General features: G+C 52.1%; 23 protein-coding genes. 4 read left to right on the top strand and 19 right to left on the bottom strand.

Features of this window, described 5'->3' with window-relative positions:
* Positions 1-3 precede the first annotated feature (3 nt).
* From DWX61_RS02030 to DWX61_RS02070, 8 genes are all read right to left on the bottom strand, one after another.
* Positions 4-1,713 (bottom strand): recombinase family protein, encoded by a 1,710-nt coding sequence (locus DWX61_RS02030; RefSeq protein WP_118623518.1) that lies wholly within the window; start codon positions 1,711-1,713, stop codon positions 4-6.
* A 98-nt stretch (positions 1,714-1,811) separates the two neighbouring features.
* Positions 1,812-1,991 carry a hypothetical protein gene (locus tag DWX61_RS02035; RefSeq protein ID WP_005927535.1) on the bottom strand — a complete coding sequence of 60 codons (180 nt, stop codon included), beginning with the start codon at positions 1,989-1,991 and terminating at the stop codon, positions 1,812-1,814.
* Between the two features lie 355 nt (positions 1,992-2,346).
* Entirely contained in the window at positions 2,347-2,592 is a 246-nt protein-coding gene (locus DWX61_RS02045) for a helix-turn-helix domain-containing protein (RefSeq protein WP_117950103.1), read from the bottom strand.
* A gap of 6 nt (positions 2,593-2,598) precedes the next feature.
* The gene (locus DWX61_RS02050) at positions 2,599-3,030 is read right to left on the bottom strand and encodes a sigma-70 family RNA polymerase sigma factor (RefSeq protein ID WP_118623520.1); all 432 of its coding nucleotides are present in this window, start codon (positions 3,028-3,030) and stop codon (positions 2,599-2,601) included.
* Between the two features lie 683 nt (positions 3,031-3,713).
* The gene (locus tag DWX61_RS02055; RefSeq protein WP_118623522.1) at positions 3,714-6,206 is read right to left on the bottom strand and encodes an ABC transporter permease; all 2,493 of its coding nucleotides are present in this window, start codon (positions 6,204-6,206) and stop codon (positions 3,714-3,716) included.
* 14 nt (positions 6,207-6,220) lie between these two features.
* Positions 6,221-6,886 (bottom strand): ABC transporter ATP-binding protein, encoded by a 666-nt coding sequence (locus DWX61_RS02060; RefSeq protein WP_002592092.1) that lies wholly within the window; start codon positions 6,884-6,886, stop codon positions 6,221-6,223.
* A 176-nt stretch (positions 6,887-7,062) separates the two neighbouring features.
* The gene (locus tag DWX61_RS02065) at positions 7,063-8,094 is read right to left on the bottom strand and encodes a sensor histidine kinase (protein ID WP_118623524.1); all 1,032 of its coding nucleotides are present in this window, start codon (positions 8,092-8,094) and stop codon (positions 7,063-7,065) included.
* On the bottom strand, positions 8,091-8,783 hold the full coding sequence (locus DWX61_RS02070) for a response regulator transcription factor (protein ID WP_117929745.1): 693 nt from the start codon (positions 8,781-8,783) through the stop codon (positions 8,091-8,093). Before DWX61_RS02070 ends, DWX61_RS02065 begins: the two co-directional genes overlap by 4 nt.
* 219 nt (positions 8,784-9,002) lie before the next feature.
* On the opposite strand from DWX61_RS02070, the gene DWX61_RS02075 reads away from it, so the two are divergent.
* The 4 genes from DWX61_RS02075 (at position 9,003) to DWX61_RS02090 (ending at position 12,188) form a co-directional block, all read left to right on the top strand.
* Positions 9,003-9,371: a helix-turn-helix transcriptional regulator gene (locus tag DWX61_RS02075; protein ID WP_005927725.1), complete on the top strand. Its 369-nt coding sequence runs from the start codon at positions 9,003-9,005 to the stop codon at positions 9,369-9,371.
* A 190-nt stretch (positions 9,372-9,561) separates the two neighbouring features.
* On the top strand, positions 9,562-9,891 hold the full coding sequence (locus tag DWX61_RS02080; RefSeq protein ID WP_118623526.1) for a plasmid mobilization protein: 330 nt from the start codon (positions 9,562-9,564) through the stop codon (positions 9,889-9,891).
* Complete coding sequence (locus DWX61_RS02085; protein WP_118623528.1) at positions 9,852-11,180, top strand: relaxase/mobilization nuclease domain-containing protein; 1,329 nt, start codon at positions 9,852-9,854, stop codon at positions 11,178-11,180. Before DWX61_RS02080 ends, DWX61_RS02085 begins: the two co-directional genes overlap by 40 nt.
* Positions 11,181-11,291: 111 nt before the next feature.
* Positions 11,292-12,188, top strand: a complete 897-nt coding sequence (locus tag DWX61_RS02090; RefSeq protein ID WP_005922866.1) for a BRO-N domain-containing protein — start codon at positions 11,292-11,294, stop codon at positions 12,186-12,188.
* 116 nt (positions 12,189-12,304) lie between these two features.
* On the opposite strand, the gene DWX61_RS02095 is transcribed toward DWX61_RS02090, so the two are convergent.
* The 11 genes from DWX61_RS02095 to DWX61_RS02145 form a co-directional block, all read right to left on the bottom strand.
* Positions 12,305-12,505 carry a transposon-transfer assisting family protein gene (locus DWX61_RS02095; protein WP_117477615.1) on the bottom strand — a complete coding sequence of 67 codons (201 nt, stop codon included), beginning with the start codon at positions 12,503-12,505 and terminating at the stop codon, positions 12,305-12,307.
* 3 nt (positions 12,506-12,508) lie between these two features.
* The gene (locus DWX61_RS02100; protein WP_118623530.1) at positions 12,509-15,703 is read right to left on the bottom strand and encodes a YodL domain-containing protein; all 3,195 of its coding nucleotides are present in this window, start codon (positions 15,701-15,703) and stop codon (positions 12,509-12,511) included.
* Between the two features lie 94 nt (positions 15,704-15,797).
* Positions 15,798-17,876, bottom strand: coding sequence for a DNA topoisomerase 3 (locus tag DWX61_RS02105; RefSeq protein WP_118623532.1), 2,079 nt, complete (start codon positions 17,874-17,876; stop codon positions 15,798-15,800).
* Positions 17,873-18,592, bottom strand: coding sequence for a DUF4366 domain-containing protein (locus DWX61_RS02110; RefSeq protein ID WP_118623534.1), 720 nt, complete (start codon positions 18,590-18,592; stop codon positions 17,873-17,875). The genes DWX61_RS02105 and DWX61_RS02110 overlap by 4 nt, the downstream gene beginning before the upstream one ends.
* Positions 18,582-18,833 (bottom strand): DUF4315 family protein, encoded by a 252-nt coding sequence (locus tag DWX61_RS02115; protein ID WP_118623536.1) that lies wholly within the window; start codon positions 18,831-18,833, stop codon positions 18,582-18,584. The genes DWX61_RS02110 and DWX61_RS02115 overlap by 11 nt, the downstream gene beginning before the upstream one ends.
* A gap of 18 nt (positions 18,834-18,851) precedes the next feature.
* A complete protein-coding gene (locus DWX61_RS02120; protein ID WP_118623538.1) occupies positions 18,852-20,837 on the bottom strand; it encodes a C40 family peptidase in 1,986 nt (661 codons plus the stop codon).
* Positions 20,834-21,730: a DNA cytosine methyltransferase gene (locus DWX61_RS02125; protein WP_118623540.1), complete on the bottom strand. Its 897-nt coding sequence runs from the start codon at positions 21,728-21,730 to the stop codon at positions 20,834-20,836. Before DWX61_RS02125 ends, DWX61_RS02120 begins: the two co-directional genes overlap by 4 nt.
* On the bottom strand, positions 21,727-24,129 hold the full coding sequence (locus DWX61_RS02130) for a VirB4-like conjugal transfer ATPase, CD1110 family (protein WP_118623542.1): 2,403 nt from the start codon (positions 24,127-24,129) through the stop codon (positions 21,727-21,729). Before DWX61_RS02130 ends, DWX61_RS02125 begins: the two co-directional genes overlap by 4 nt.
* A complete protein-coding gene (locus DWX61_RS02135) occupies positions 24,056-24,481 on the bottom strand; it encodes a PrgI family protein (RefSeq protein WP_078784923.1) in 426 nt (141 codons plus the stop codon). The genes DWX61_RS02130 and DWX61_RS02135 overlap by 74 nt, the downstream gene beginning before the upstream one ends.
* A 20-nt stretch (positions 24,482-24,501) precedes the next feature.
* Entirely contained in the window at positions 24,502-25,365 is an 864-nt protein-coding gene (locus DWX61_RS02140) for a VirB6/TrbL-like conjugal transfer protein, CD1112 family (RefSeq protein ID WP_005927770.1), read from the bottom strand.
* 86 nt (positions 25,366-25,451) lie between these two features.
* Positions 25,452-25,667, bottom strand: coding sequence for a Maff2 family mobile element protein (locus DWX61_RS02145; protein WP_005922889.1), 216 nt, complete (start codon positions 25,665-25,667; stop codon positions 25,452-25,454).
* Positions 25,668-25,727 lie beyond the last annotated feature (60 nt).

The raw sequence follows: 25,727 nt of genomic DNA on the forward strand, positions 1-25,727 counted from the left end.
TTGCTAAATAGCGACATCACAAGGGGCGTAGTTCACAACTACGCCTTTTCTTGTATTCACCGACACATCGGGTGTCGGCAAAGGAAGTGCGCTTGGAATCTCGATGGTGCCCACGCAGTTGTAGTGAATGCGGAGCCGCTGCTCCCATACACCGTTGACCTTTTCTGCATTGAACACTTCGATTTTTTCCACCAGTTCATTCAGCATCCGGGGTGTCAGCTTTTTTGCTCTGGTGTACTTGCGAACCAGACTGATAAACATATCCGTTGTCATAGTTCGGCTGCTCTGCTTTTCGATTTCGGAGCGGAGCTGTTTGATTTTCTCGGTCAGCTCCTTTTGCTCGTCCTCATATCTCCGGGACATTCTGGAAAAGCGTTCGTCAGAGATTTTGCCGGAAACATTGTCCTCATAGATGCGCTCAAAAAGGCCGTCCAGTTCTTCATCACGGGCAAGGAGTGCTTTCAACTCTTTCTCTTTCAGCTTGCGGTCGGCTTCGTCCGCCTGCTGGGAGTGCCCGATAATAGCCTTCAAAAAGTCGTCCTCATAGAGGCTGGCAAACTTGGTCAGCCGCCGAATCTCGCCCAGCACCACTTCTTCCAGAAAGTCTACCCTGATGTAGTGGGTGGATTGGCAGGTGCCACGGTTGCCCTTGTAGTTGGAGCAGTTGAAATACTTGATTTCCGGGTTGCCCTGATTGAAGTGGAAATGCAGATTGCAGCCGCAGTCTGCGCAGACAAGCAAGCCAGAGAACATATTGTGTTCTCCGTTGCTGGTACGGCGTTTGCGCATTTTTCCGCGTTTCTGCTGTACCTGTTCAAACACGGCTCGCTCAATAATTGGCTCGTGAACATTTTGGAACACTACCCAATTTTCCGGGTCGTTATGAATCCGCTTCTTATTCTTGTAGGACTTGGAGTAGGTTTTGAAGTTCAGAACATCACCACAATACTCCTGCTGGTACAGAAGATGGGTAATCGTGGAGCCATTCCACTTGGTGGCGGGGCGCGTCTTGGTCTTTCCGGGACGGCCGATGCCTTTCTGAATCCAGTAGGCCTGCGGCGTCAGGATGCCTTCCTTTTCAAACTGGGTGGCAATCTGTTCCGTGCCAAAGCCCTCCAACGTCATATCAAAAATGCGCCGGACAACTTGTGCAGCTTCTTCATCAATGACCCAATGCTTGGGATTGTTCGGGTCCTTGATATATCCATAGGGAGGAAGTCCCATCGGTTCGCCGGAGTTGCCTTTGATTTTATTACTGATACGGCGTTTCTTGCTGATGTCACGGGCATACCACTCATTGAACAGGTTTCGGATGGGTGCCAGTTCGTTTTCTCCCTCGGCCGTGTCGATGTTGTCCGAAACGGCAACAAGTCGGATGTCATGGTCTGGGAAAAATTCTTCTGTCAGCCGCCCGACCTCGATATAGTTTCGGCCCAGACGGGAAAGGTCTTTGACGAACACAGCAGAGGCTTTTCCTTGTTCAAGCTGCTGCATCATTTCAACGAAACCGGGACGGTTCATGGTCACGCCGGAAATGCCATCATCCAGAAAGTGAACCAGATTGGTATAGCCTTTTTCCTTTGCAACTTTGGTGAGCAGTTTCTTTTGGTTGCCGATGCTGTAACTCTCGCCCTCCAAATTATCATCACGGGAAAGACGCTCATAGAGAAAAGCGGTTGCTTCACGGGATTTCTTGTTACTCGACTGTTTCATACTCGCTCCTTTCTTGGGACAGTCGAATAGCAAATTCACTTGTACACCTATATTATAACACAATCCGCTTTCTCTGTCCGCTGCCTCCCGAAAGGTCATTATAATTTTTCGCTTTCGGATTTCATCAGCCGAAGAAGAACTTCTCCTAAGGTCTGGGAACTTTCTTCTTTGAACACCGGCTCAACGATAAAGGAGCGATTGCCAATACGATAAGTCGAATCCAGAGTAAGCATCTCTGGATTTTTTGTTTTTTCAGGGTTTGTCTTTTTCGCTTGCATCGTAAAAATCCCCTTTCTTAAAAATCAAAAAATGAGCCAACGGATGGCTGTTGGCAGCAACCCACGGGAATCTCACCCCTGCATTCCTCATGCAGCCCTACTCATTGCCTGCGACGCTCTGAACGCTCGGACTTTGACGGTAAGGGAGTATCAGCCTGCCTGTATGTCATGGCCCGCAAGCAGCCGCGCTTGCATTGCGGCGTGGTGATGATCGCTCCACTTTTCAAAGAAAAGCATCGTGGCGCACCCGCCGTCCGGCTCGATACAGACAGCAACGTGTCCGTTTGCCCTATGATGCACCGCCATTGTCCTGCGGGCATGTTTTTCAAGGTGCAGTCCCGAAACGTGGAAAGGGTCAGACCGTTTCGGCTTTGGTTACAATAGAAGAAATCAGTTTGATTTCCAGATGGCGTTTCATGTACTCGTCTATGCACACATGAGGCTGACCGTGCTTGTCATAGAGAATGCCTGTACAGAGCTTGTTGATATAACCTCTGTAATGTCGCAAAACCTGTTCAACTGCATCGGTATCCCCAGCGCAGGCAGAGCGAATCACCGAGAGCGGTAAAAACTCTCTGCTCGTGTGTTCATAGGAGTTCATTTACGCCTAACCTCCCTCCGGCAAGTGCGCCTTTAGCTTTTTTTGCAGCTCGTTCAGCGTTTTTGTCCGGTGGCGCTGTACAGCACTCCGGGACATTCCCATGAGGTCGCCAATCTCGCCATCGCCCAGTTCCAGAACGCAAAACAGAATCAGAATGCTTTGTTCTTGCTTTGGCAGAGTGGCAAACGCATTGGCAACAAGTTCATTGTCGATGTGCAGATCACAGCCGTAGGATGAAAATACAAATTCTTCACTTGGATAATGGTCTACACTCGTGAGCTGCCCCAGTTCTTCCAACGAAAGAACGCTGAATGACTTTTCACGGTCAAGCAGACGTTTCTTATTTCGGTGATAGTTCCGGGCCTCATTTCGCAGCACCGCTTTGCAGAACGCATCGAATCGGTACTGTTCGCCATCGTTGCGAGGGATAGCTTCCATCTTCTCACCCCCTTTCCGTGGGGATGTCGGGTGGATTTTTCCCTTTCCGCTAATATGACACCTGAAACACCCGATTCTGCCCGCTTTTTTGAAAATTTCCAAAAATATTTTTGAAACAGGCAGCTTTTCAGGCGGCAATAGAAAAGCCCAGCAGACCGAAAACGGCCAACCGGGCATAATGGCAGCACGAAACGCGCAGTAGCTACATCGTATAGTACATAGTAAAAGCCCTGCTGACCCTGTGCGGGAGCAAGGCTTTTTTTGACAGTTCAAAGCTAGGCGTTCGATAGAATATCAGGCGCATGGCGGCATCCTCCTAGTGGCCGCCATACGGACGATGAAACGCTTTGATAAGCAAAAAAGAACCGGCGGCCTTGATTTTCTCAAAAGCCGCCGGTTCAAAATGGGCGCGCTGATATGTCTGCTGTACGACGGCTTTTTTTCTTTTGCCGTCGTGCGGCAGCTTGCTAACAGGCTATTTCTCTTTATGAGGATTATTATAAAATCCAAATGTTACACAAATGTCCGAGGTGCCTTTGATTTCGACAGAAAAACAGGCTGAATTATTACAAAGCTCGGACATTTCAAAAGAATCTTTTGAAAAACACTAAAGAAGCGGAGCAGCTAAAATCTGCTCCGCTTCGATATGATTGATCTAAGGATGTTTTGCTATTTGATTAAACTCACTCTGTCAACCGCAATCGCTCCACAACTGGAAGGTTAACGTCAGTTTTGTAGACCCATATAGGCACAATAAGGCAGATTAGCAACACCAGTCCAGACACCAGCACCAGTGGGATAAATGGATAGGAGAAAACAGCATAATAGGCCACTTTACTAAAAATCATATATAGCAAGATGAAGATTGCTGTTCCAATGGTGACTGCAAGGGAAAGGGAAACGCCCCAATAATAGAAACCTTCCATAAATAGCATTCGTTTGATTTGTCGCTTTGTCATTCCAATGCTTTCAAGAACAGCTAATTCATAGCGCCGAGTATTTACATTGACAACCATTGTATTGACAAAGTTCATGACACCAACAAGCAGCAGGATCACGGACAACCCTGTTCCTAAAACCTTTGCTGTAATGAGATATTCCTGCATTTCTTCTCGCCGTTCATATCGGGATATAATATCAATGTTAGCTTGTGATGCGGTGATTTGCTTTAATTCTTGCAGTATACTTTCGTCATGTTGACCATCCGTATCAAAGGCCACGCGGAACACTCTATATTGCGGAAAGAGTTCTTTCAAAGCTGTTTGACTAATATACAAATCAGGAGCCGTCCCTCTCTCATTGCCTCCTCCTGCTCGAAACCCTTCATTCAAATAACCGTTCGCTACAATAAAGGAATGCTGTCCGTTCTGCGTCTGGATTGTTATTTCCTGCCCCGGCTGAATAAGGTCTTCTACTGTTTTGGACAGCAGCACAACCTTTCCTTGTTCAAAGGCAGACGTGTCAATAGGCAAGTTTAAGGTTTTATTGATTTCTTCCAAATATGCACTGTCAATTCCAAAAACCCCACTAAAAAAGTTTTGCTGATAATTTTCTAATTTTGCCGGATCAGAAAAATCAATGCTGTTTACTCCGTCTAATGACGCAAGAAACTCGTGAAATACAGCATCGTCATATACAACATCTGCTACTACTTGAGGATAAGGTGCATAGGTCAACCTCAAATTCTCAATGCCGTCAAGCTGACCAATCTCTGAAACCATTTCGCTGGAAATTAAATCTTCTCTTTCGTGGATACTATATGTGAGTGCAAAATCGCTTACTCCCCATTGGCTCACATAATTCTCCGGGCTTAAACCATGTAATAGCCCTGTGACGACAAGGAACAAGGAAAGGCCGAAAAAAAGCGATGCAAAAACAAGGGTTGTACTCTTAGCATTACGAAAGACATTGTTCCATGCCATTCTGGACAACTTCATTTTGCTACAATTTCTGGCGCTGCTCTTTGTGCGGGCTGCTGTATATTGGAGTGCTGCTATTGGTGAAACACTTCCGGCAATTTTGGCGGGCTTCATGCTTGCAATCATAACGGTAATGAACGTAAATATGGCCGCTCCTATGAAAATAAACGGCGAAAAAGATACTTTTGTTCCCACATCAGAATTTGTTGAATACATCATATTCAGGAAGTAAGGAACAATGCCAAAGGAAACAACCGCACCAAGTAACAGACCAATCGGAATACCAATACAAGAGATTCTGATTGCCTGCTTATAGATAATTCTCTTTATCTGCCTTTGGGTCGTTCCAATCGTTTTAAGACGGCCATAGAATTGCACATCTTTTATGACAGAGACATAAAGAATATTATAAATCAGCAGATAGCCGCTAAAGGATATAAAAACTGCTAAAATTATTACAGCTAAAATAATAGTTCCACCATTTGCCTGTTCTAATGGTACAATTTCAAATGTTTGCCCTTCTGTAAAGTCAATCTCACGCCGCAATCTTTCACAGTTTTTGTCAGCATTATCATTGCCTTGAAAACGGATCATTGCCGTAACACTATTATCCAGTGATACATTTAAGCTATCCTTAAAAGCGGATGAAACATAAACATAACCACGATTATTTGTGCGCATTGGAATGTAGTCCGTATAGTAGCCCGACAGCAAAAAGGTGTCCGTGACATAATCATAGCTATCGCCAATTTGGTATGACAACACAATCTCCATCCCTATTTGCGGATCAGAAATGCCCATCTGTTCAAGCACCCATGTAGGTAGCATAATTTCGTTTTTACTTGATGGGTAATTTCCTACAACACCTGATATAGTAGGAAGACGGTGGTGTTCCCACTCTGTATCATTTATCCATACTACACCTAATCTTGCGTTTCTCAATTGTTCTGTATCAACACTACCTAAACGCTGCTGTATACCTACGTCAAGGACAAGGTTTGATTTTGAAATTTCAACCAACTGATTTTCTGTTACATTTGTGATTCCGACATCAGCGGTAGTTCCCATTAACCGAATTTGTTGCATTTGGTAGGTTTCAAAGTAACTAAAACCAATACTGAATGTCGCAGTTATCATAAATGCAGTTAGCACAAGAGCAATGATTGCAAATAAATTACGCTGCCGTTCACGATGCAAACTGCGCTTTGCCAGCTTCTTTTCAATGTCACTGGTATCATTTTCAAAAGGCCATGTCATAGTCTGCCACCTCCTTACTCCACAATCTTGCCATCCTCAATGCGGACAATCCGATCTGCAAGGCGGGCTATGTCGTTATTGTGGGTAATCATCACAACAGTCTGCCGGAACTCCGCACTTGTGCGCTTGATAAGCCCCAGCACCTCGGCGCTGGTCTTGCTGTCAAGGTTGCCGGTCGGCTCGTCGGCCAGCACGATAGCCGGTTTGGTAATCAGAGCGCGGGCAATCGCCACACGCTGCTGCTGGCCGCCGGAAAGATTGTTAGGCATATTTTTCAGTTTATCTTCCAGCCCCAGCAGGTGAACGATCTCGTCCAAAAACTTCTGATCCACCGTGTCCCCGTCTAACTCCACCGGCAGGACGATGTTCTCATACACATTCAGGATGGGAACAAGGTTATAGTTCTGGAAGATAAAGCCGATGTTGCGGCGGCGGAAGATGGTAAGCTGCTCGTCGTTCATTTTTGACAGCTCTTTGTCCCGGACAATGACATTGCCGGAAGTAGGGGTGTCCAGCCCGCCCATCATGTGAAGCAGGGTAGACTTGCCGCTGCCGGAGGTTCCCACAACAGCCACAAACTCGCCGTCCTCCACGGAGAAGTTCACGCCGTCAAGGGCGCGGGTGATGTTCGGCTCTGTGCCGTAATACTTTTTCAGATCAATCGTCTGTAAAACGCTCATACTCAAAACTCCTTTCAAGGCTTTCTGCCTGTTGATAAGGGTATTGTAAAACCCAAATGTCCGCGAAATGTTACAGCGGCCAAAAAATTTCATTGAAAATCAGGGTGAAATGTTACAACGCTCGGACATTTCAAAAAAATTTACGGCGGCAGCCGGAAATGGCCGTCCGCCGCGTTCTATTTTGTAGGCAGCATAATGGAAAATTCCGAACCCTTGCCCGGCTCCGAAACCACTTTGATATAACCGCCCTGTCGCGTTACGATCTCGCGAGCCAGATATAGGCCAATGCCCACGCCCTGCTGTTCGTGTACTTCTTCCTCACGATAGAAGCGCCGGAAGATGGCGGCCTGATTGCTTTCAGAAATGCCCTTGCCGGTGTCGGTCACTTTGATCTCCACATACATTTCCCACAGCACCACCGACACAGCGATTTTCCCGCCCGCCGGGGTGTACTTCACCGCATTGTCCAGCAGGTTAAAGAGGGCTTCGGATGTCCACTTGCTGTCATGGGAAACGGTCAAATCCTCTGGGCAGTCCACGGACACGGCAATTTCCTTTTTCTCCGCTGCATACACGATCCCACTCATGGCCTGTGCCACAGTATCAAAAAGGCGGCCCGGTTTCTTATCCAACTGGATCACGCCCGTTTCCAGCCGGGAGGTTTTCACAAGGGCCTGAAAGAGAAAGTCCAGTTTATCTGTCTGGGTGCGGATTCCACGGATAAAATCGGTACGCTCCGCCTCGGTCATAGGCTTTTCCAGCAGGGTGTCCGTCGCCATTTTCAGATTGCTTACCGGCGTTTTCACCTGATGGGAAATATCCGATACAAGGGTCTGTAACTCCTGCCGTTCCTCGTCCACCCGGCGACGGTTCTCCTGCATGATCTGGTAAAGTCTCGCCAGCCGGTGCCCGATTCTGGCGAGCTGGGTTTCGCTGTCCTCTGGCCGCTGGGGTGCTTCATTTCCGGCGATCATGTGGTCTAAGGTCTGGCACAGGTCAGCGGTAAACTGCGACAACCGCTTTCCAAACGCCTGCGTCAGTACAAAAATCCCCACAAGGGCGCACAACAGCAGCGCCCCGCCCGTCAGCAGCACCGCCGTCTGTTTTGTCACAAGAAACAGGGCTATGGTAATCCCGGACATGGAGAGGACAAGCCCTATTGCCACCCGGCCAAATAGCCGCTTTACCGATAGATTTTGAAACTTCATTTTGCCTCGCCTCCCGTCCATTGATAGCCCATACCGTAAACGGTCTTGATGTATGGCACACCTCCGTCGGCTTCAATCTTGCTGCGAATCCGGCTGATGGAGGTTGTCAGGGTGTGTTCGTCCACAAACCTCTCGTCTATATCCCACAGCTTTTCCAAAAGCTGCCCACGGGTCAGCACTTGCCGGGGATTTTTGCGGAACAGGTTCAGCATTTTGTACTCCATCGGGGATAGGGTCAGGGGCTTGCCGTTTAGGGAAGCCGTCTGCTCCGAGAAGTCCAGAAACAGCCGCCCGTCGTCGTAAATGTCCTTGGCCGGTTTGTGGTGTTCCAGCATGGCGAACATGGCTTTGATTTTCCGCTGCAAGGCCCCGATCACAAAGGGCTTTGTGATGTAGTCCACCGCGCCCACCTCATAGCCCCGTATCTGGTCGCTCTCCTGATCGTTGGCGGTTAGGAAAATCACGATGGTGTCCGAGTGCTGGGGCTTTATCAGCTTGCACAGCTCAAAACCGTTCCCGTCCGGCAGGTTGATGTCCAGCAGCACTAAATCAAATTCCCGCTGGCGGATGGCGTCGGCGGCGGTTCTGGCATTTAGGGCAGAAGTCACGCCGTAGCCGTCTGCGGTCAGGTTGTAGGCCAACATCTTATTCAAAAAACTGTCGTCCTCGACAATTAAAATCTGCTTCACATCCTCACTTCCTTTTCTTTTTGCAAATAGTATAACAGGCAAATGTCCGCGAAATGTTACAGCGGACGGATTTTTCAAAAAAGGGTTTCTTCCTTATTATAGGATAGCCCACTTTACAATACAATGCTCAAACTATGAACAATAAAGTTTAGCAACAATGCGCTTTGCATCATTTCGCCAATCACCCATGAACTATAAAATGTATATGGGTGATGCAGAATGGCGAAAATTGAGGACTGTCCCGGCTTTGAAACGTTCGGAGCGGATGTCAAGGCAGCACGAAAGGCAAAACAGCTTTCCCGCAGTGCGCTGGCCGACATGATACATTGTGACAGCCGGTATCTTGCGAACATCGAAAACGAAGGCACGTTGCCCAGCTTGCCGGTGGTGATTCAGCTGATAAAAATATGTGGTTTGCCCGTGGAGCGGTACTTCAACCCGGAACTCATGCGGGAAGAAAGTGCGGAACGTCAGCGGGTCAGCCACAAGCTGCAGCTTTGCCCGGAAGAATACTTACCCATCGTAGAAGGTGCCATTGACGGTGCCTTACGAATCCATGAACAGGAAAAAGAGCCCGTGTGTGTCTGATTGTCATGCACGGTCATTGAGAGGATGCAAAAGCGTCCTCTTATTTTTTTGTATTTTGCGGGCAAAACGGGGGCGTTTCGGTGTCTTAGTAGTGGGGAAAGGTAACGTAGCAAGCATAGGGAGTGTAGCCACTCCCGGCAGAAATGCTTGCTGGGGAGTACCCCAGACCCCCAAGAAACGAGGTGAAACTATGGCGAACCGAACCCGAAAAATTGTTCTGCGTGTTCCCGTGACGCCGGAGGAACAGGAACTTATCCGGCAGAAGATGGCTCTGCTGCACACACGGAATTTTTCTGCCTACGCCCGGAAGATGCTGATAGATGGTTATGTTGTCCACATCGACACCACCGACATCCGGGCGCAGACCGCCGAACTGCAGAAGATTGGCGTCAACGTCAATCAGATCGCACGGCGGCTGAACAGCATGGGGCCGCTGTACACACAAGATATTACGGACATCAAAGGAGCGCTGGCACAGATATGGCAGTTACAAAGATACATCCTATCAAGTCAACGCTGAAAAAGGCACTGGACTACATTGAGAATCCAGCCAAGACGGATGAAAAAATGCTGGTGTCCTCCTTTGCCTGCTCCTACGAAACCGCCGACATCGAATTTGAACTGCTGCTGTCACAGGCCATGCAGAAAGGCAACAATCTGGCCCACCACTTGATACAGTCTTTTGCGCCGGGCGAAACCACGCCGGAGCAGGCCCACGAGATTGGTCGACAGCTTGCAGATGAAGTCCTGCAAGGAAAATATCCCTATGTACTGACCACGCACATTGACAAGGGGCACGTCCACAACCACATCATTTTCTGTGCTGTGGACATGGTGAACCAGCGGAAGTATGTTTCCAACCGGCGGAGCTATGCTTACATCCGGCGCACCAGTGACCGACTTTGCAAGGAACACGGCCTGTCCGTGGTAATGCCCGACCAAGACAGAGGCAAGAGCTATGCCGAGTGGGATGCACACCGCAAGGGTACAAGCTGGAAGGCGAAGCTGAAAGCTGCCATAGATGCAGCCATCCCGCAGGCCAAGGATTTTGACGATTTTCTGCGGCTCCTGCAGGAGCAGGGCTACGAGGCCAAGCGTGGCAAGTATGTTTCGTTCCGTGCGCCCGGACAGGAACGGTTCACCCGCTGCAAAACGCTGGGCGAAGCCTACACCGAGGAAGCCATCATCGAACGCATCAAAGGGCGGTTCGTGGAGCGGAAGCCCAAAGAAAACCGCAAAATTTCGCTGCGGATTGATTTGGAGAACAGCATCAAGGCCCAGCAGTCCGCAGGGTATGAGAAGTGGGCAAAACTCCACAATCTGAAACAGGCGGCCCGGACGCTGAACTTCCTGACCGAGCATGAAATCGAAAGCTACCCGGATTTGGAAAACCGGGTGGCCGAGATCACCGCCGCCAGCACCGAAGCTGCCGCCGCATTGAAAGCAGCAGAGCGCCGACTTGCTGAAATGGCCGTGCTGATAAAGGATGTCACCACCTGTAAAGAACTGCGCCCACTGTTGCAGGAGTATCAGCGGGCTGCTGACAAAAAGCAGTTCCGACGTAAACATGAAGGAACCTTGATTCTCTATGAAGCAGCGGCGAAAGCTCTAAAAGAGCAGGGCTTTCAAAAGCTACCCGACCTCTACGCCCTGAAAAACGAGTATAAGCAACTGGCCGAGCAGAAAGACCAGATGCAGCGGCAGTACAATGATGCCAAACGCCAGATGCAGGAGTATGGCATCATAAAGCAGAATGTGGACGGCATTCTGCGGACAGCACCGGGAAAGGAGCAGATGCAGGAACGGTAAATCTGCACAAAATATTGTTCGGATTTTTGAATCCCAAACGCTTAGACCGGGTGGCGTTTCCGTCCGAAATCATGTAAAATAGACTTAGACAACGAAAGCGAGGAACCCTCTATGGCAGAAGTGAACGATAACGGCTCTATCCAGCTTTTTGAAGATCAGAAAATCCGTACTGCATGGGATGCAGAAAAGGAAGAATGGTATTTTTCGATTATTGATGTTATTTCTGTTTTAACTGGAACAGCCAATCCACGGCGTTATTGGAGCGACCTTAAGCGTAAGCTGAAAGCTGAGGGGGCAAATGAGTTGTACGAAAAAATCGTACAACTGAAAATGTTGTCCTCTGATGGAAAACGGTACAAGACAGATGTCGCCAACACCGAACAGCTTTTGCGTATCATCCAGTCCATCCCGTCCCCGAAAGCTGAACCGTTCAAGGCATGGCTGGCAATGGTGGGCAAGGAACGCATCGAAGAAACCATCGACCCGGAGCAAGCTATTGACCGTGCGCTTGATACCTATTTGAAGAAAGGCTACTCCGAAGAATGGATTCACCAGCGGCTTTTGGCAATCCGCATCCGCAACGAACTAACGGACGAATGGAAGAAGCGCGGAGTGCAAAAGGGCAAGGAGTACGCCATCCTGACCGATGAAATCTCCCGCGCATGGTCCGGCATGACCACGGGGCAGTACAAGCGGCTGAAAGGTCTGACAAAAGAAAATCTCCGGGACAACATGACCGATTTGGAACTTGTGCTGACCATGCTGGCGGAAGCATCTACCACGGATATTTCCAAGACTGCAAAGCCGCAGACCTTTGAAGAAAACAAGCAGGTTGCTAAACGCGGCGGCAAGGTAGCCGGTATTGCACGGCAGGCTCTTGAAGCAGAAACTGGCAAGCCCGTTATTACAGAAAAGAATGCGTTTGACTTCCAGCAGCTTGTGACCGACATTGTAGAAGATGCCGCCGAACTGCCGGAAAATCCCACCGAGAAAAAAGATAAAGACTGATACATGAAAAATAGCCGGACACAGCAGCCACAAGGCCACCGTGTCCGGCTATTTCTGTGTTGGCAACGACACATCACTTTTGCTGAAAATAATGTGTCATTGTCGAGCTGGCGGTATCACTCACCCGCAAAATCGAACCTCTGTCCGTCAAAGTCCGCATCAGTCATGTGCTCCAACTTTGCAATGGTTCCATTCGCCAGTCGCCGCATTTCTGTGTCCATATCCGGCAGGGCGGCCAGCATCCGTGCCATCGTGCGGCGGCGGTCAGAGGTGTGGTACATACAGATCAAATTTTCTTCTTCCACGCTAAAATTCATGTGTCAGACCTCCAATTCCTTTGCCTTTTCCCGTGGCAGCGTTTGCTTGCTCTGTTCCTTTTTTGCGGCATCCAGCTGTGCCCGGATGGACGGCTTTTTCGGCTTGGCTGTGCGGGACTTCTTGGCTTTTGGTGCCTTTTCCTCGGCCTTGACTGCGGCGGCAAGGTCTGTCAGAGAGATTTGTTCTCCGGCCTTTGCTTTGGCCTCCAATTCGCCCAGAGAGGGCGCATTGTTCAGCACGCCATCAATCATATTTTCGTTTTGTTCGGTGGAAAGTTCTGCGGTGCGCAGCGGATTTTCCCGCAAGAACTCCGGCACCTGCTGGAAGCCCACACTGTCGCAGTAGTGGGCGGTGTCCTGCCCATTCTGGTGCAGCACCACCACATCCGAAACAGACAGCGAGTGTCCCTTGAAATCTGCCGGATAGTCCACATTGAATGTGCGGTAGATGTCCTCCAACGTGGTGCCAGCAGTCAGCGGCGCGGCGTATACTTCCGTATAGTTGGCCTTGTCCACGGTCAAACCGGCAGCCTGCAGGCGGTCGTAGGGCTCAAAACGGTAATCGCGGGTGGAATCTTCATTGCGCAGCTGGTAGATGGAAAAGCTGTCCTGCTGCGGTGCTTCAAAGCCTGCCGCTGCGTATTCCTCTACGGTCATTCCGGCAGCAGCCGCTTCCTGCGCGATCTCGGCCTGCACCTGTGCCTTGTAATCCTGCAAGCTCTGGTCAAAGTCAGCCAGCTTGGGCGGTTCCGGCAAGTTATACTGGCCTTGGTTGAGCAGCGGGCGGCAGTCCTGCACATAGGCCACAACAGCGTTGTAATAGGCCGCCTGTTCCGGCGAAATGTTCTGTCCCTCTCGCAAAGCGGCGGTAGCCGTCTGCTCCATAGCGGAAAGATTGCAATGCTGTTTGAGGTACGGGATAAACTCGGTCAGCACCATTTCCCGCTCTGCCTTGTCCTGCTCCCATGCTTTCGGGCCTTTGTTATGCAGAACAAAATTCTTCCAGTTTTCATCTTTGGCGTAGTATTCGTGGTAGTTCTGGATGTGTTGAACCAAAGAACCCTCTCCGTCACCAAAATCCTGCCGCCCCTCGTAGTTGTCTGGCTGGCCGTTCAGGGTAAAATCAATGCGGAATGCGGTCTTGTCGTACCAGCCACCTGTGTAGCCGTCCTTTTCCCGTTCCGTGTGCTGGGTGGTGTCCAGTTCTTCAAAGACGCGGTTTGCCACGGACAGTGGCATGGTTTCGCCGTCCTGCAGCTTGTCACTTTCACTCCACAGAATTGTGACCGTGGGCTCTGCGGCGGGGTCTGGAATTTTAACGGGTGCGGGAATTTCATTCGCTTTTTCTGCTGCCTCTTGGAACGCTGCCAGCTTGTCGCCCAACAAAACTTCCGACACCTTGACTGTCTGCCCCAGCAGAGCAAGAGCTTCCTCTCCGGCATCTGGCAGGGTCAGACCGGGCGCGTCCAGCTGGCCTCCGTCCAGAGCCTTATTATCCGGGCCATACAGGGTGTAGTCATAGCCGGAATCGCAGGTCTGGATGAACAGCGTATTGCCGTTGTCCAGCGCAAATGCAGTCTCCTGTGCAGCAGAAAGGTCTGCTTCCCGCTGCTGGCGCAGTTCTGCCAGATGTTCGTCCAGAGCGGAGATCAGTTCATGGGCCGTATTGCGGATAATTTCCAGAGAGGCTTTCAACTCGGCCAGTTCCCGGCCCGAACTCCACCCGGCCACATAACCAAAGGAATACTCGGATGTGTCCAGCCCGTAGTGCTGGCAGACTGCATAAGCTACGCTTTCGGCCTGCACCTCGCGGGTGCGGCTGTCCGGGCGGTTGGTCTGTTCCGGGTCGGTGGGGTCGATGGCGTGAAGTTTGGCGTGGGCAATTTCATGGATAGCCGTCTTGATGGTCTGTAACTGGCTCATGCCCTCTTGAATGGCAATGCGGTTGTCAAGCAGGTGGAAATAACCGTGCGCCCCGCCCTCGATGTCCTCAAACCCGATGGGCACCGGGGAAGCTTGCTCCAACGCTTTGAAAAAATCTTGATAGTCCTGCACGCTGCCGGACAGTTCATTCACTGCGATAGATGGCAGCGGTTCGCCCTCGGTCTGGCTGACATCGAACACGGAAACCACCTTAAAGGCCGGAATCTGCACCGTTTTTTCTTCCGTCAGCGGCTTGCCGTCCTTGTCCAGAATCGGCTTGCCCTGTTCGTCCAGCTTTTCCATCTTCTGCTTGACCTTGTACGGCGCAGGAGCAAGGATTTTGATGCCTTTTTCGCCTTTCTTTACGGTGCGGTGGAACGTGTCTTTCCACTTGTTGAAGCCCGCCACCAGTTGGCCGCCCTGCATGGCGATCAGCAAGGTGTTGTTGAAGCTATAATTGTGGAATTTCGCCATCGTGGTGAGATAGACTTTGTAACGGTCGCTGTCGAACAACTGCTGAATCCCTGTTTCCAGCCGGTCTGTTATCTCTTTCATGCGCTCTGCGCTGTCTTTGCCGTTCAGGATGATGGGGATAACTTTCTGCGGTTCCGTTTCAGGCTGAACAGGCGGCGGGATGTTGGCCGAATCTCGCAAAACTTCCGGCGCAGGAAAGGACAGTACCCGGTATTCCTCCGGCACAGGCTGGCCCTCGTGGACTTTCTGCCACGCATCCCCGCTTTTGACAAGGTAGCCATACTCGGTAAACACGCCCTGCTCCTGCTGGGCCACATACCGGCCGAACTGCGCCGTGTCGATGCCGCCTTTCCATTCTTCCGGCATATCCACCATGCCGGAACGGTTCAGATAGTAGTCGCCCAGCTGGGCAGGCCCGCGCACATCCGGCAGATGCACATAATAGTCCACGTTTTCGGGAAAGTCGGTGATTCTCCCGATGCTGAAAAGCTCACTCTGCGGGGCTTGCAGGGCGGCGTTCAGCTCTGCGCGTTCCCCGGCAGAGAGTGTTTCCAGTCGTGATGCAAGAAAGTTTAGTTCATCCACATTGGATGCCAGCACCATGTTGTAGGGGATGGCAAAACGCTTTTCTTCCTCGGCAAAATAGCCGGAAATGAAAAGGCCCTGCGGATTATCGGACGAAATGCCGATTTGCCGCAGGGCCGCTTGTACCTGTTCGGTTGTGGTAGGCAGGTCCAGCCAGACGCCATCCCTGCCTTGCTGCTGCCGATTTTGCAGCTGGATGGAAAATAATTCGCTCATTTGGTCACACTCCTTTTTTGCTATCCTACGGATAGAGAGAGCCGGTTATGGCAAAATGAATGCTTCACCTTACCATAACCGGCCCTCGTTTTCTTTATCCCTTACGCTCTACCCGGTAATTGACGTACTTGCCTCCCGTATCTGCCAGAAGCACCGTTGCATCATAGGTTTTGCCTGTTTTTTCAGAATAGAGGCCCTTGACCTTTGCCTTACCGTTTTTGAGCAGAGCAGCGGCGATCTTCGGTGTGAACGCCTTTTTGCGCTGCTCAAAGAAGCGGTCATTCTTCCACATCACGAACTGACAGCTACGATTCCCGCAGTAGAAGTTTTTCTTGCCCTCATAGACGTTTTCACTGCACCGGGGACACTTGCCGATAATAACCCGTTCCGACTGGAACAGGTTTTGCTTATCTGCACTGATACAAGAATAGGTCTTGACCAGCTGACGCACCTGCGCTTCAATTTCGGCCATGAACTCGTCCGGGTCTGCATTGCCCTTGGCAATCTCGGTCAGGCGGTTTTCCCATTCGGCGGTCAGGACGGGAGAGGTCAGGCTTTCCGGCAGAACCACCGCCAGATTGATGCCGTCCTTGGTGGGGACAAGCTGTTTGCCCTTGCGCTGCACAAAGCCCATTTGCACCAATTTTTCCAGAATCGCGGCGCGGGTGGCGGGCGTACCCAGCCCCTTGCGTTCTGCGTTTTCCGGCATATCCTCGGCTCCGGCCCGCTCCATTGCTGACAGGAGCGTATCTTCGGTGTAGGCTTTCGGCGGGGACGTGAAATGTTCCGAAACGTTAGCCGTCACGGAAAAACTCTGTCCCTCGGCCAGTTCCGGCAGGGTGTTCAGGGCTTCCGTTTCTTCATCACCGTCTGTTTTCAGGGTGGAGTGGAATCGCTGGTCGATCTCTTTCCATCCGGGGACAAGCACCGTTTTTCCCTTGGCGGTGAACTCGTTCCCGGCGCAGGAGAACACAGCAGTCACAGTTTCGTACTCATGGGGCGCGGCTATCGCGCAGAGCAGCTTGGAGCAGACAAGGTTCAGCAGCTTGCATTCACTCTCGGCAAGGCCGGTGAATCCCTGCTTTGCAAATTCTGCGGTAGGAATGATGGCGTGGTGGTCCGATACCTTTTTGCTGTTCAGCACCCGGCCCACTTCCGGGGTCAAGTCAAGCCCTTGGGCAAAGGGCAGCAGCCTCAGCAGGTCAGACACAAGATGTTGTACTGTCTGGCCCATGTCCTCGGTCAGATATTGGCTGTCCGTGCGGGGATAGGTCAGCAGTTTCTTTTCATAAAGCTGCTGGGCATAGTCAAGGGTCTGCTTTGCCGTGAAGCCGAACAGGCGGTTTGCCTCCCGCTGCAAGGTGGTCAGGTCATAGAGCTTGGGCGGCTGTACTGTCTTTTTCTCCCGTTTGACAGAAGTACAAACGGTAGTTGTGCCTGTGCATTTTTCTTTGAGAGAATTTGCGGTTTCTGCATCCGCAATGCGCCCACTGTCTGCTTTCAGGCTGCCGGACTGGATGCCGACTGTGTAATACCTTTCTTTCTGGAAGCGCAGGATTTTTGCATCCCGGTCCACCAGCATTTTCAATGTCGGTGTCTGTACGCGGCCCACGGTCAGAGTCTTGTGGTACAGCACCGAAAACAGCCGCGTTGCATTGATGCCCACCAGCCAATCTGCTTTTGCACGGCAGAGGGCCGATTGGTACAGCGCATCATAATCCGAATCCGGGCACAGGTTTGCAAAGCCCTCCCGGATGGCGGCATCCTCCATGCTGGAAATCCAGAGCCGCTTTACGGGTTTCGTGCAGCCGGCCATTTGGTAGACAAAGCGGAAGATCAGTTCTCCCTCCCGGCCTGCGTCGGTTGCGGCAGTCACACTGTCCACATCCGGGCGGTTGAGCAGGGCACGCAGAACTTCAAACTGCTGTTTCTTCTCGTCCGGGACAATGAACTGCCACGGCTGGGGCAGGATGGGCAAATCCTCATACCGCCATTTGCAGTATTTTTCGTCGTACTGGCCAGCCTCGGCAAAGGACACCAGATGCCCGATGCACCAGCTGACCAGATACCCGCCACCCTGCCAATAGCCGTTTTGCTTTTCAGCGGCCCCGATCACGGCGGCAATGCTGCGGGCTACGCTGGGCTTTTCGGCAATTACCAGCTGAACGCTCATGTTTCGTCCTCCTGTCCGTTCTCCGAATGAATCTCGATTTCAGCCGGTTCCTCGTCTGCATCTTCGTCCTCGCCAAAATCGTATTCGTCCAGATCATCGTGGCCGGTGGTATCGGTCTTGGGCTTGCGGAACTTGAAATAGTAGAGTGCTGCGCCGCCAGCCAGAGCCAGCACCAGCAGGATCATCAGACTGCCCATGCTGGATTTCGACTTTTCCTCTGGCGTTTCGGTGTCTGTTTTCACCGCTTCCGGGGCTGTGCAGTTGCGCAGGCTCTTTTCGCACAAGGAGCAGTTTTCGTTGACGTTCCCGGCCTCGCATTTCACCGTGCAGGTGCAGACCTCGGTGGTCTGCGGTTCTTCATCCAGCAGGGCCAGCAAGTCGGCATCGTCCACTTGGTTCAGAAAGTGGACAGAGGTTTCTTTGTCCTCGTTTGCACGGTCAATCAGGATGTAAAAATAGTTCCCGGCTTTGGTAGTCACGGTGATAAGTTGCTTGTCGCCGTAAAAATCATCCACCAGTGTTGCGTTGCCTTTGGGCGTGATAGGTACACCCTCCGGCTCCATGCCGCCAGTGGTAGTTTTCTCGTCCAGAATTTCCGGCAGAGGTTCCGGGGCAGGGTCAGAGCCGCTTGCAAAAGCGGGCATGGAAAAGGAGCAGAGGCAGAGCAGGATAGCCAGCAGCCCAGCTGCAAAACGGCGGTTCCAATCAGCTTTCATTGGCGGCATCCTCCTGTTTGTGGTACGGTGTGGCGGTAGGTGCAGCATTCAGCGCACCGCTGCGCAGGAAAGCCGCGAACTCGTCCGGCTTCATGTTCATGCTGCGCACCAGCTGAATGATCTGCAGGTTTTCCTGTTCAGTCTTTGCAGCTTCCAGTTCTTTCAACTGCTGCTGGTATTCAGAGATTTTTTCTTTGAGCCGTTCAATATCGCGCTCAATGCGGGAAAGTCTTTTTGCCATACAAAATCCTTTCTGGCGTCACGGTAAACGCCCATAGCTGTAAAAATGTTCCTGCCAATATTTTGAGTTGAGGTTTGTGTAAGAGATAGGGTCGCCGCAGTGCAACATGATGGAATTGCCTACATAGATACCGCAATGGCTCACGCCGGGGGTATCGTAGGTGCCCTTGAAAAACACAAGGTCACCCGGTTTGACCTGTGCGGCCGAAACAGGAGTACAGAAGTTGTAAAGGCCCTGCGCGGTCTGACGGCCCACGTTCCAGCCGGAGTGATTCAGCACCCACGAAATGTAGCCGTTGCAATCAAAGCTGGTGCTGGGCGAACTGCCGCCCCACACATACGGGTAGCCGATGTACTTTGTTGCTTCCTCCATCATAGCGGCAAACCTATCATCCTTTAGCGCTTCCGGGGGAATATCGTAATAGGTAGGCTGCTTGATGGTGGACGCATTGGGGTACTGGGCTTGCCCGAACAAATCCGGCCGATTGCCCAGCGTGCGCATATAGAGCGAATAGGCACTGAGCTGTTCTTCGGTCAGCACTTCCACGGGCAGATGGGACAAATCCTTGTTCTTCAGCTTGACGGTACAGATGTAGTATTCATACGGCTCTTGGTAGGTGATGAGCTGCGGCACGCCACCCGGCCCGATGATGAGCATGGTCTTGGTGCGGTAGCGTATCTGCATGGTTACGGTCTCGGTCAGGATGTATTGCTTTTCAAACAGCATTTCAAGTTCGCCCTGCACCTCGGCCAATGTAAAAACGCCATCATGCAGCGCGGACAGAATCGAGATCAGCACATAGGGGTCATGCTCGATTTCGTCCAGATAAAAGTGGTATTCGTCATAGTTGTGGGTGGCCTCGTAGGTGTCGAGATACCGTTGCAGCTTTTGTTCCAGCTTGGCATAAGCCTTCTCTGCACCCAGCATATCCTTGTCCTTGGAAAAATAAGAAGATGCCGTCACGCCGGTCCCAGCGGTGCCCGCCATCACCGTGCAGGACTGCAAGCCCGTTATCAAGAGCAGAGCCAGCAGACCGAACACCGCCACGATCAGAATAGTTTTCCAGTTCCGGGCCGCAAATTCGGCTACCCGTTCGCCGCCCTCGGCTGCCAGCTTTGTTACCCGGAAACCATTTTCTGCGGTAGTGGCTGCACCCTGTGCGGCGGCTTGTCCGGCCTGCCGTGCAGCTTTGGCATACTGCTGTTTGATACGCCGTTTCTGCCACATCCGGGAAATGGGGTTGCTGGCCGCCTGTGCAATTTGCGGATTGTCCCGCAAGGATTTCTGGTAAAAGTATTCTGCATTGGCAGACATGAGCTGACGCTCTGCCTTTTCCACGGCCTTGTAGGGTTTCATCTTGTGGTGCCGGATGCCGCTGCGGATGGCCTTGGCGGTCTGATGCTCCACCAGTTCTTCACCCTTGTGGCCGCCCTCCACGCCCACATTTTCGTGTTCGACTTCATGGATTTTTCCGTGAGCGAACAGCAACGCTTCCGATAGCGGGCGGCTGGCCGGGTTTGGTTTCAGGCTGGGCGGGCCTTTGTCCTGCTGCTCAAAACGCAGGGTGGATTTTGCCTTGCCGCTGGCGGCATCGTAGACTTTTTCCTTGACCGGGACACGCTTTTTGGGCAGAGCAGCACGGGCCGCATCCAGCTTGTCGGCTTTCGCTTCCGCCTTTTGGATAAACGGCTGCAACTCTGGGTCTGCCCGTTCTTCCTCGGTCAGTTCCAGATGCGCTGCCGAACCGTGCAGACCATCTTCACTTTCGGCGGTGGCTGCGGTTTCTGCGGCTTTTTTCGCTTTCTTTTTATTTCTATGACCGTCCTTAATGTCCTCAGCCCGTTCCAGAATTTTTTCGGCCTTGCCCTCGGCATCCGTGGAATAATCCTGTTCTGCCTCCCGACTGGAAACATTCTCTACAGTGCCGTCCGCTTGATTTTCCACCACCAGACCATCACGGGTCATGGTCTGGGTGACTTTGGCTTTCGCCTGCAATTCTTTCAAAGTTCTTCACCTCCCATCGGACAGCGGCCCGTTTCAATGTCCGCAATGTATTTGAGAATTGGGAATACCTGCGGCGGCGAAACTGCATTGCCCAGTGTTTTCATCCGCTTGCTTCGGTTCGGCACATCTTCGGTCAGACGCGGGATGTCGGCGGGTTCTTCGGCCCAAAGGGAATGTCCGTCCATTTGCGCGGGAAACCCATCAGCCACTCTACCCAGTCCGGGTTGAGATACGGCTTTTCCAGCGTGGTGGGGGTCATCCGGTAGACCACATGGGAAAGCCGCGCCGTCCACGCCTTGCCATCCTTGTTCATCTTGCGGTAGCTGCCATTCGCAGAGATTTGGATGTCCAACCCCTTGCCCACATCCCCGGTGTCGCTGGCAAGGGGTGTGGGAAGCAGCGGAGCCGATGATGAATACCCGTTTCCGTTCGTGCCATGCGCCAACGGCAGCAGCAGGTAATACGAAAACCCGAACATCGTAACCTGCCTGCTCCAAGTCAATGAGCGTTTTGTCGAGCCCCATACGGAGGAAGCCAGCAACATTTTCTCCAAGCACCCAATGGGGCTGCAATTCCCGGATGACCCGCAGCATTTCGGGCCACAAATAGCGTTCATCGTGGAAGCCGCGCTGCCGCCCTGCGGTGGAGAACGGCTGGCACGGGAAGCCGCCTGAAATGAGGGTGACGGTGCGAAGTCCTGTTTTTTCAAAGAAAGCCTCCTTTGTTACTGTGGTGATGTCCTGAAAACGGGGCACCTCCGGCCAGTGGCTTGCCAGAACAGCGGCGGGAAAGGCCGCCCACTCGCATTGACAGACAGAGGTAAACCCCGCTGCTTCCGCGGCAAGGTCGATGCCGCCGATGCCGGAAAACAAGCTGAAATGTGTTAAGCTCATAGCTCCACCACCTCGTTGAGCCGGGTGGTCATGATCTTATAGAGCTGGGTGTTTTTCGGGATGGGGTTTGAGAACGGCAGCACCACATTTTCAAAAATCAGCAGTCCTTCGCCCGGTTCGGAATTGTCGATGTACTTCTGCTGGTCTGCGGAGAGGTTCAGCCGTTCCGAAAGGATTTTGCGGTCGCCGGATGCCTGATTCAGCAGCGTGATGAAGTCGCTGTTTTCCAGAATGTTCTCAATCTCCGGGGAAGAAAGAAGGTCCTTCACATTTTGGGTGGCACCTGTGGGCACGCCGCCCCATTTGCGGAAGCGCTTCCAAATCTCGGCACTGTACGCGGCGGTCTGTTCCTCTTTCAGCAAAAGGTGGAACTCGTCTGCAAAATACCATGTGGCCCGGCCTTGGCTGCGGTTCTGGGTGACGCGGCCCCATATCTGGTCTTGGATAATGAGCATCCCCAATTTTTTTAACTGTTTTCCTAACTCTTTGATGTCAAAGGCCACAAGCCGGTTGTGGATGTCCACATTCGTTTTGTGGTTAAACACGTTCAGCGAGCCGGACACATACAGGTCCAATGCCTGCGCTACCCGGTCCGCTTCCGGCAAGTGCTGGTCGAGCAGGGCTTGGTGGAGGTCAGACAAAATCGGCATATTCTCCGGGCAGGGATTCGCCAGATAGGGGCGGTAGATGGCTTTCACGGCACGGTCTATCACGGTGCGTTCAATCGCTTCCAGACCTGTTTTGCCGCCCATGACCAGCTCACAGAACGACAGCACAAAATCCGACTTCAAGGCCAGCGGGCTGTCATCTTCGGAGTAGTTCAGGTTGATGTCCAAAGGATTCACATAGTCCTTGCTGGTGGGCGAAAGTTTGATGACCTGCCCATGCAGCCGCTTGACCAGCGGATAATACTCGGCTTCTGGGTCTGAAATAAAAATATCGTCAGCAGTCGTTAAAAACACACTGACGATTTCAGACTTGCAGCTCATGGATTTGCCGCTGCCGGGCGTACCCAGCTTTAGGCCGTTGGGACACCGGGCCTGCTTGCGGTCCAGCATGATCATGTTGTGGGATTTTGCGTTGATGCCGTAGTACATGGCCGCGCCGCTCTGGAAAAGCTCCTGCGTCACAAAGGGCACGAACACCGCCACGTTGGAGGTGGTAAGGCTGCGCTGAATCTTTATCTGGTTGATGCCCAGCGGCAGGCTGGACACAAGGCCCTGTTCCTGCTGGTAGTCCAGCCGGACAAGCGAGCAGTTATACTTCTGTGCCACACCTGCGGCTTGGAACACATCGTTGCCCAGCTTTTGCTTGGTGTCGGCCACATTCAGCACAAGAAAGGTCAGCATGAACAATCGCTCATTTCTTGTTTGCAGTTTGTTCAGCAGCTTTTTGGCATCCTCGCCGTAGGTGGCAAGATCGCTGGGGAGGATATCCATGTCGTACCCGGAACGGACAGCCTTTTTCTGTTCCTGAATCTTCATGGCGTCAAGGTCGGTAATCTTCCTTTTAATCGTCTTGATGGCCTCGGTCTGGTCAATGGCCTGCACATGGAGATTGACGAGAATCCCGCTTTCCGTTTTGAGGAAGTCGGCCAGCATTTCGTCCGAAAGTTCCGGCGCAAGGATTTGTAAAAAGCTCACAGCTCCATACTTGCCGCCCAAACCAAAGGTTTTGGCCGTACCGAAACAGAGGGAGGACGGGGCCACAAAATCCTTAGTGGACAGGCCGGAGGGCGCCAGCCAGTCCCAGTCAAAGCGGAACGGTTCGCCGTCCGGGTGAAAGATGCCGTGCAGAACTTCCAAACGCTCCTGCCCGTCCATAACGTGTGCCACACAGCCCATGGTCTTGAAATAGCCTAGTAGGTCAAGGCCAATGCGCGTCAGCCGCGCCCGTGCCGTTTTCAGGCTGTCGGCCTCGATGGTGAACGTCAGATATTTGGTTTTGACAATGCCGTTGTTGCCGCTGGCAAGCTGCTTTTGCAGGATGGCGGTGTACTCGGCGCGGATGTCGTCAAAATCATCCCCCTGCGGTGCGATCTCAAAACTTTTTGCGTACTGCACCGGGTCAACCTTGCGATTCAAAAAAGAAAGCTGCACATGGATGGAGGCATCCACATAGTTGTACAGGTCGCACAGGTGTTCAAAGATGGCAGTTCGGGCCTCCGGCTGGGCCAGCTGATAGCTGATGTCCTCAAAGGCAATGCACTTGGAGAACGTGCGGCGGTCAATGCGGCACACACCGTCCGGGTAGATGGCCTCATACGGGATGGTGGCCTGTGCCGTGCGGGGCTTGCCGTCACCCTTGTACTTGCGGATGACGGCATCAATTTCTTTTTTCTGGGCGCGGGTGAGCTTTTTGGGCTTTTCGGTTTCGCGGGGTATCGTTTTTCTGGACAATGGCCTTTACCTCCTGTTCCATTTGGTATTGCCGCACAAGGGCGGCGTAAGCATTGTTGGTCTGATAGGGCCTTTCCTTGGGACGGATAAAGCAGCACTGAATCATTTGCTGAATCACTACTTCAAGGGGCTGGCCGTGCCGCTCGAACAGAGCGAACAGCAGCCCCGGCAGCATGGCAAAAATCATCAGCAGGGCCGCCGCGCTGTTGGAAAGATAGTCCCGGGTCAAAAAATAAAGCGGCCCGCCCGTGAGGAGCGCGCCGCCGAAGCAGACCAGCTGCCGCTTGGTCAGCCCGAATAAGACTTTGGATTTTACATGGGTCAAATCTTTGGGAACGGTCACATACGCCATACGTTTTTCCTTTCTCGGCCTTAGTGGGCACCAAACACCGACTTGCTGATGCTGCCGGTCTTGAACAGACAGAAACAGAGTAGCACGGTGTAGCCCATGCAGCCCCAGATGGCCCCGGCAATGTCCGCTGCACCTGAAATGTTGCGTATCAGCACCGCATAGATGCCCACGACAATCATAATCAGGAACGCTTGGAAGCCTAACGCCAAAAGCGATTTCAAATAGTTCTGCCCGGTGCTGCGCCACTCGCTGCTGCCCATGGTCGCCAGCGGGATAGGCCCCAGTGCGGTCACAACGTAAATCTCAATCATGCGGCCGTAGGTCACAAGGAAGATGCAGATGGACAGGATGTTCATGGTCAGGCCCACCACAAGGGTCTGGAACCACAGGCTGAGCAGACTGCCGATGGTCATGCTTTCCAGCTGAAATTCCAGTCCGGGTATCAGGCGGTCAAAGTGGATGGATGTTTCGCCAATGATAACGCCGGAACTTTGGTTGACAACGCTCTGGGTGGCATCGAACACACCCATAACGATATTCCATGTGTTGCTGACTATGAGGATGGCAAAGGCAGACTTGAAAATCCAGCGGAAGAACATGGAAGTATCGAAGTCGTGCATATTGTTCTTTTCGGTAATCATCTGGATAAGCTCATGGCACATCACAAGGGCAAGGATGGCCGCTGCAATGGGCAGTACTACCGTTTCGGAAAGACTGCGCAGCATATTGAAAATGCCGCTGTTCCATGCCTGCGGGGTAGAACCAACGTCCGAAGCGATTTCGCCCACCTTGGCGTTCACGTTGTCGAACAGGCCGGAGAGGTTGCCCGTGATGCCATCTATCAAAATGCCTTTTATCCATTTCTCGATGATCTCACTAATCAAGCAAAGATACCTCCTTTCCCGCGCCCTCCCATGTGAGCGGGAGAGCGCGGTGGGGTCTCAAAGGTGGATGTACGGATAAGTTGAGGTTAGCCCAGCAGCCCGGACAGCAGCGGGACAAGGGTCACGCCGATCAGGGCAACGCCGCCGCCCGCGACCAGCTGCTTCACGCCCTGGCTCTTGCTGCCGGGGTTATCCTGTCCATAACCCTCCAACAGGTTGATGCCGCCCCAGACACACAGGGCACCGCCCAGACCAACCACGATCGTCTGCAAAGTATCGACTGCGCTGTTGAAAAATTCCATAAGGTCCTCACTTTCTGCCGCTTGTTCTGCGGCACTCAAAATTGTTTTTTCAAAAAATAC

Origin of the sequence: Ruminococcus sp. AF20-12LB (assembly GCF_003478985.1) — a bacterium.
In the GTDB taxonomy this organism is placed as follows: domain Bacteria; phylum Bacillota; class Clostridia; order Lachnospirales; family Lachnospiraceae; genus Blautia_A.

Excerpts from the sequence above, each read along its gene's own strand:
- DWX61_RS02145 (WP_005922889.1), bottom strand. The coding sequence starts at position 25,667 with ATGGAATTTTTCAACAGCGCAGTCGATACTTTGCAGACGATCGTGGTT.
- DWX61_RS02060 (WP_002592092.1), bottom strand. The coding sequence starts at position 6,886 with ATGAGCGTTTTACAGACGATTGATCTGAAAAAGTATTACGGCACAGAG.
- DWX61_RS02095 (WP_117477615.1), bottom strand. The coding sequence starts at position 12,505 with ATGAATTTTAGCGTGGAAGAAGAAAATTTGATCTGTATGTACCACACC.
- DWX61_RS02125 (WP_118623540.1), bottom strand. The coding sequence starts at position 21,730 with ATGAGCTTAACACATTTCAGCTTGTTTTCCGGCATCGGCGGCATCGAC.
- DWX61_RS02105 (WP_118623532.1), bottom strand. The coding sequence starts at position 17,876 with ATGAGCGTTCAGCTGGTAATTGCCGAAAAGCCCAGCGTAGCCCGCAGC.
- DWX61_RS02135 (WP_078784923.1), bottom strand. The coding sequence starts at position 24,481 with ATGGCGTATGTGACCGTTCCCAAAGATTTGACCCATGTAAAATCCAAA.
- DWX61_RS02100 (WP_118623530.1), bottom strand. The coding sequence starts at position 15,703 with ATGAGCGAATTATTTTCCATCCAGCTGCAAAATCGGCAGCAGCAAGGC.
- DWX61_RS02110 (WP_118623534.1), bottom strand. The coding sequence starts at position 18,592 with ATGAAAGCTGATTGGAACCGCCGTTTTGCAGCTGGGCTGCTGGCTATC.
- DWX61_RS02090 (WP_005922866.1), top strand. The coding sequence starts at position 11,292 with ATGGCAGAAGTGAACGATAACGGCTCTATCCAGCTTTTTGAAGATCAG.
- DWX61_RS02045 (WP_117950103.1), bottom strand. The coding sequence starts at position 2,592 with ATGAACTCCTATGAACACACGAGCAGAGAGTTTTTACCGCTCTCGGTG.
- DWX61_RS02085 (WP_118623528.1), top strand. The coding sequence starts at position 9,852 with ATGGCAGTTACAAAGATACATCCTATCAAGTCAACGCTGAAAAAGGCA.
- DWX61_RS02080 (WP_118623526.1), top strand. The coding sequence starts at position 9,562 with ATGGCGAACCGAACCCGAAAAATTGTTCTGCGTGTTCCCGTGACGCCG.
- DWX61_RS02065 (WP_118623524.1), bottom strand. The coding sequence starts at position 8,094 with ATGAAGTTTCAAAATCTATCGGTAAAGCGGCTATTTGGCCGGGTGGCA.
- DWX61_RS02035 (WP_005927535.1), bottom strand. The coding sequence starts at position 1,991 with ATGCAAGCGAAAAAGACAAACCCTGAAAAAACAAAAAATCCAGAGATG.
- DWX61_RS02055 (WP_118623522.1), bottom strand. The coding sequence starts at position 6,206 with ATGACATGGCCTTTTGAAAATGATACCAGTGACATTGAAAAGAAGCTG.
- DWX61_RS02075 (WP_005927725.1), top strand. The coding sequence starts at position 9,003 with ATGGCGAAAATTGAGGACTGTCCCGGCTTTGAAACGTTCGGAGCGGAT.
- DWX61_RS02115 (WP_118623536.1), bottom strand. The coding sequence starts at position 18,833 with ATGGCAAAAAGACTTTCCCGCATTGAGCGCGATATTGAACGGCTCAAA.
- DWX61_RS02030 (WP_118623518.1), bottom strand. The coding sequence starts at position 1,713 with ATGAAACAGTCGAGTAACAAGAAATCCCGTGAAGCAACCGCTTTTCTC.
- DWX61_RS02050 (WP_118623520.1), bottom strand. The coding sequence starts at position 3,030 with ATGGAAGCTATCCCTCGCAACGATGGCGAACAGTACCGATTCGATGCG.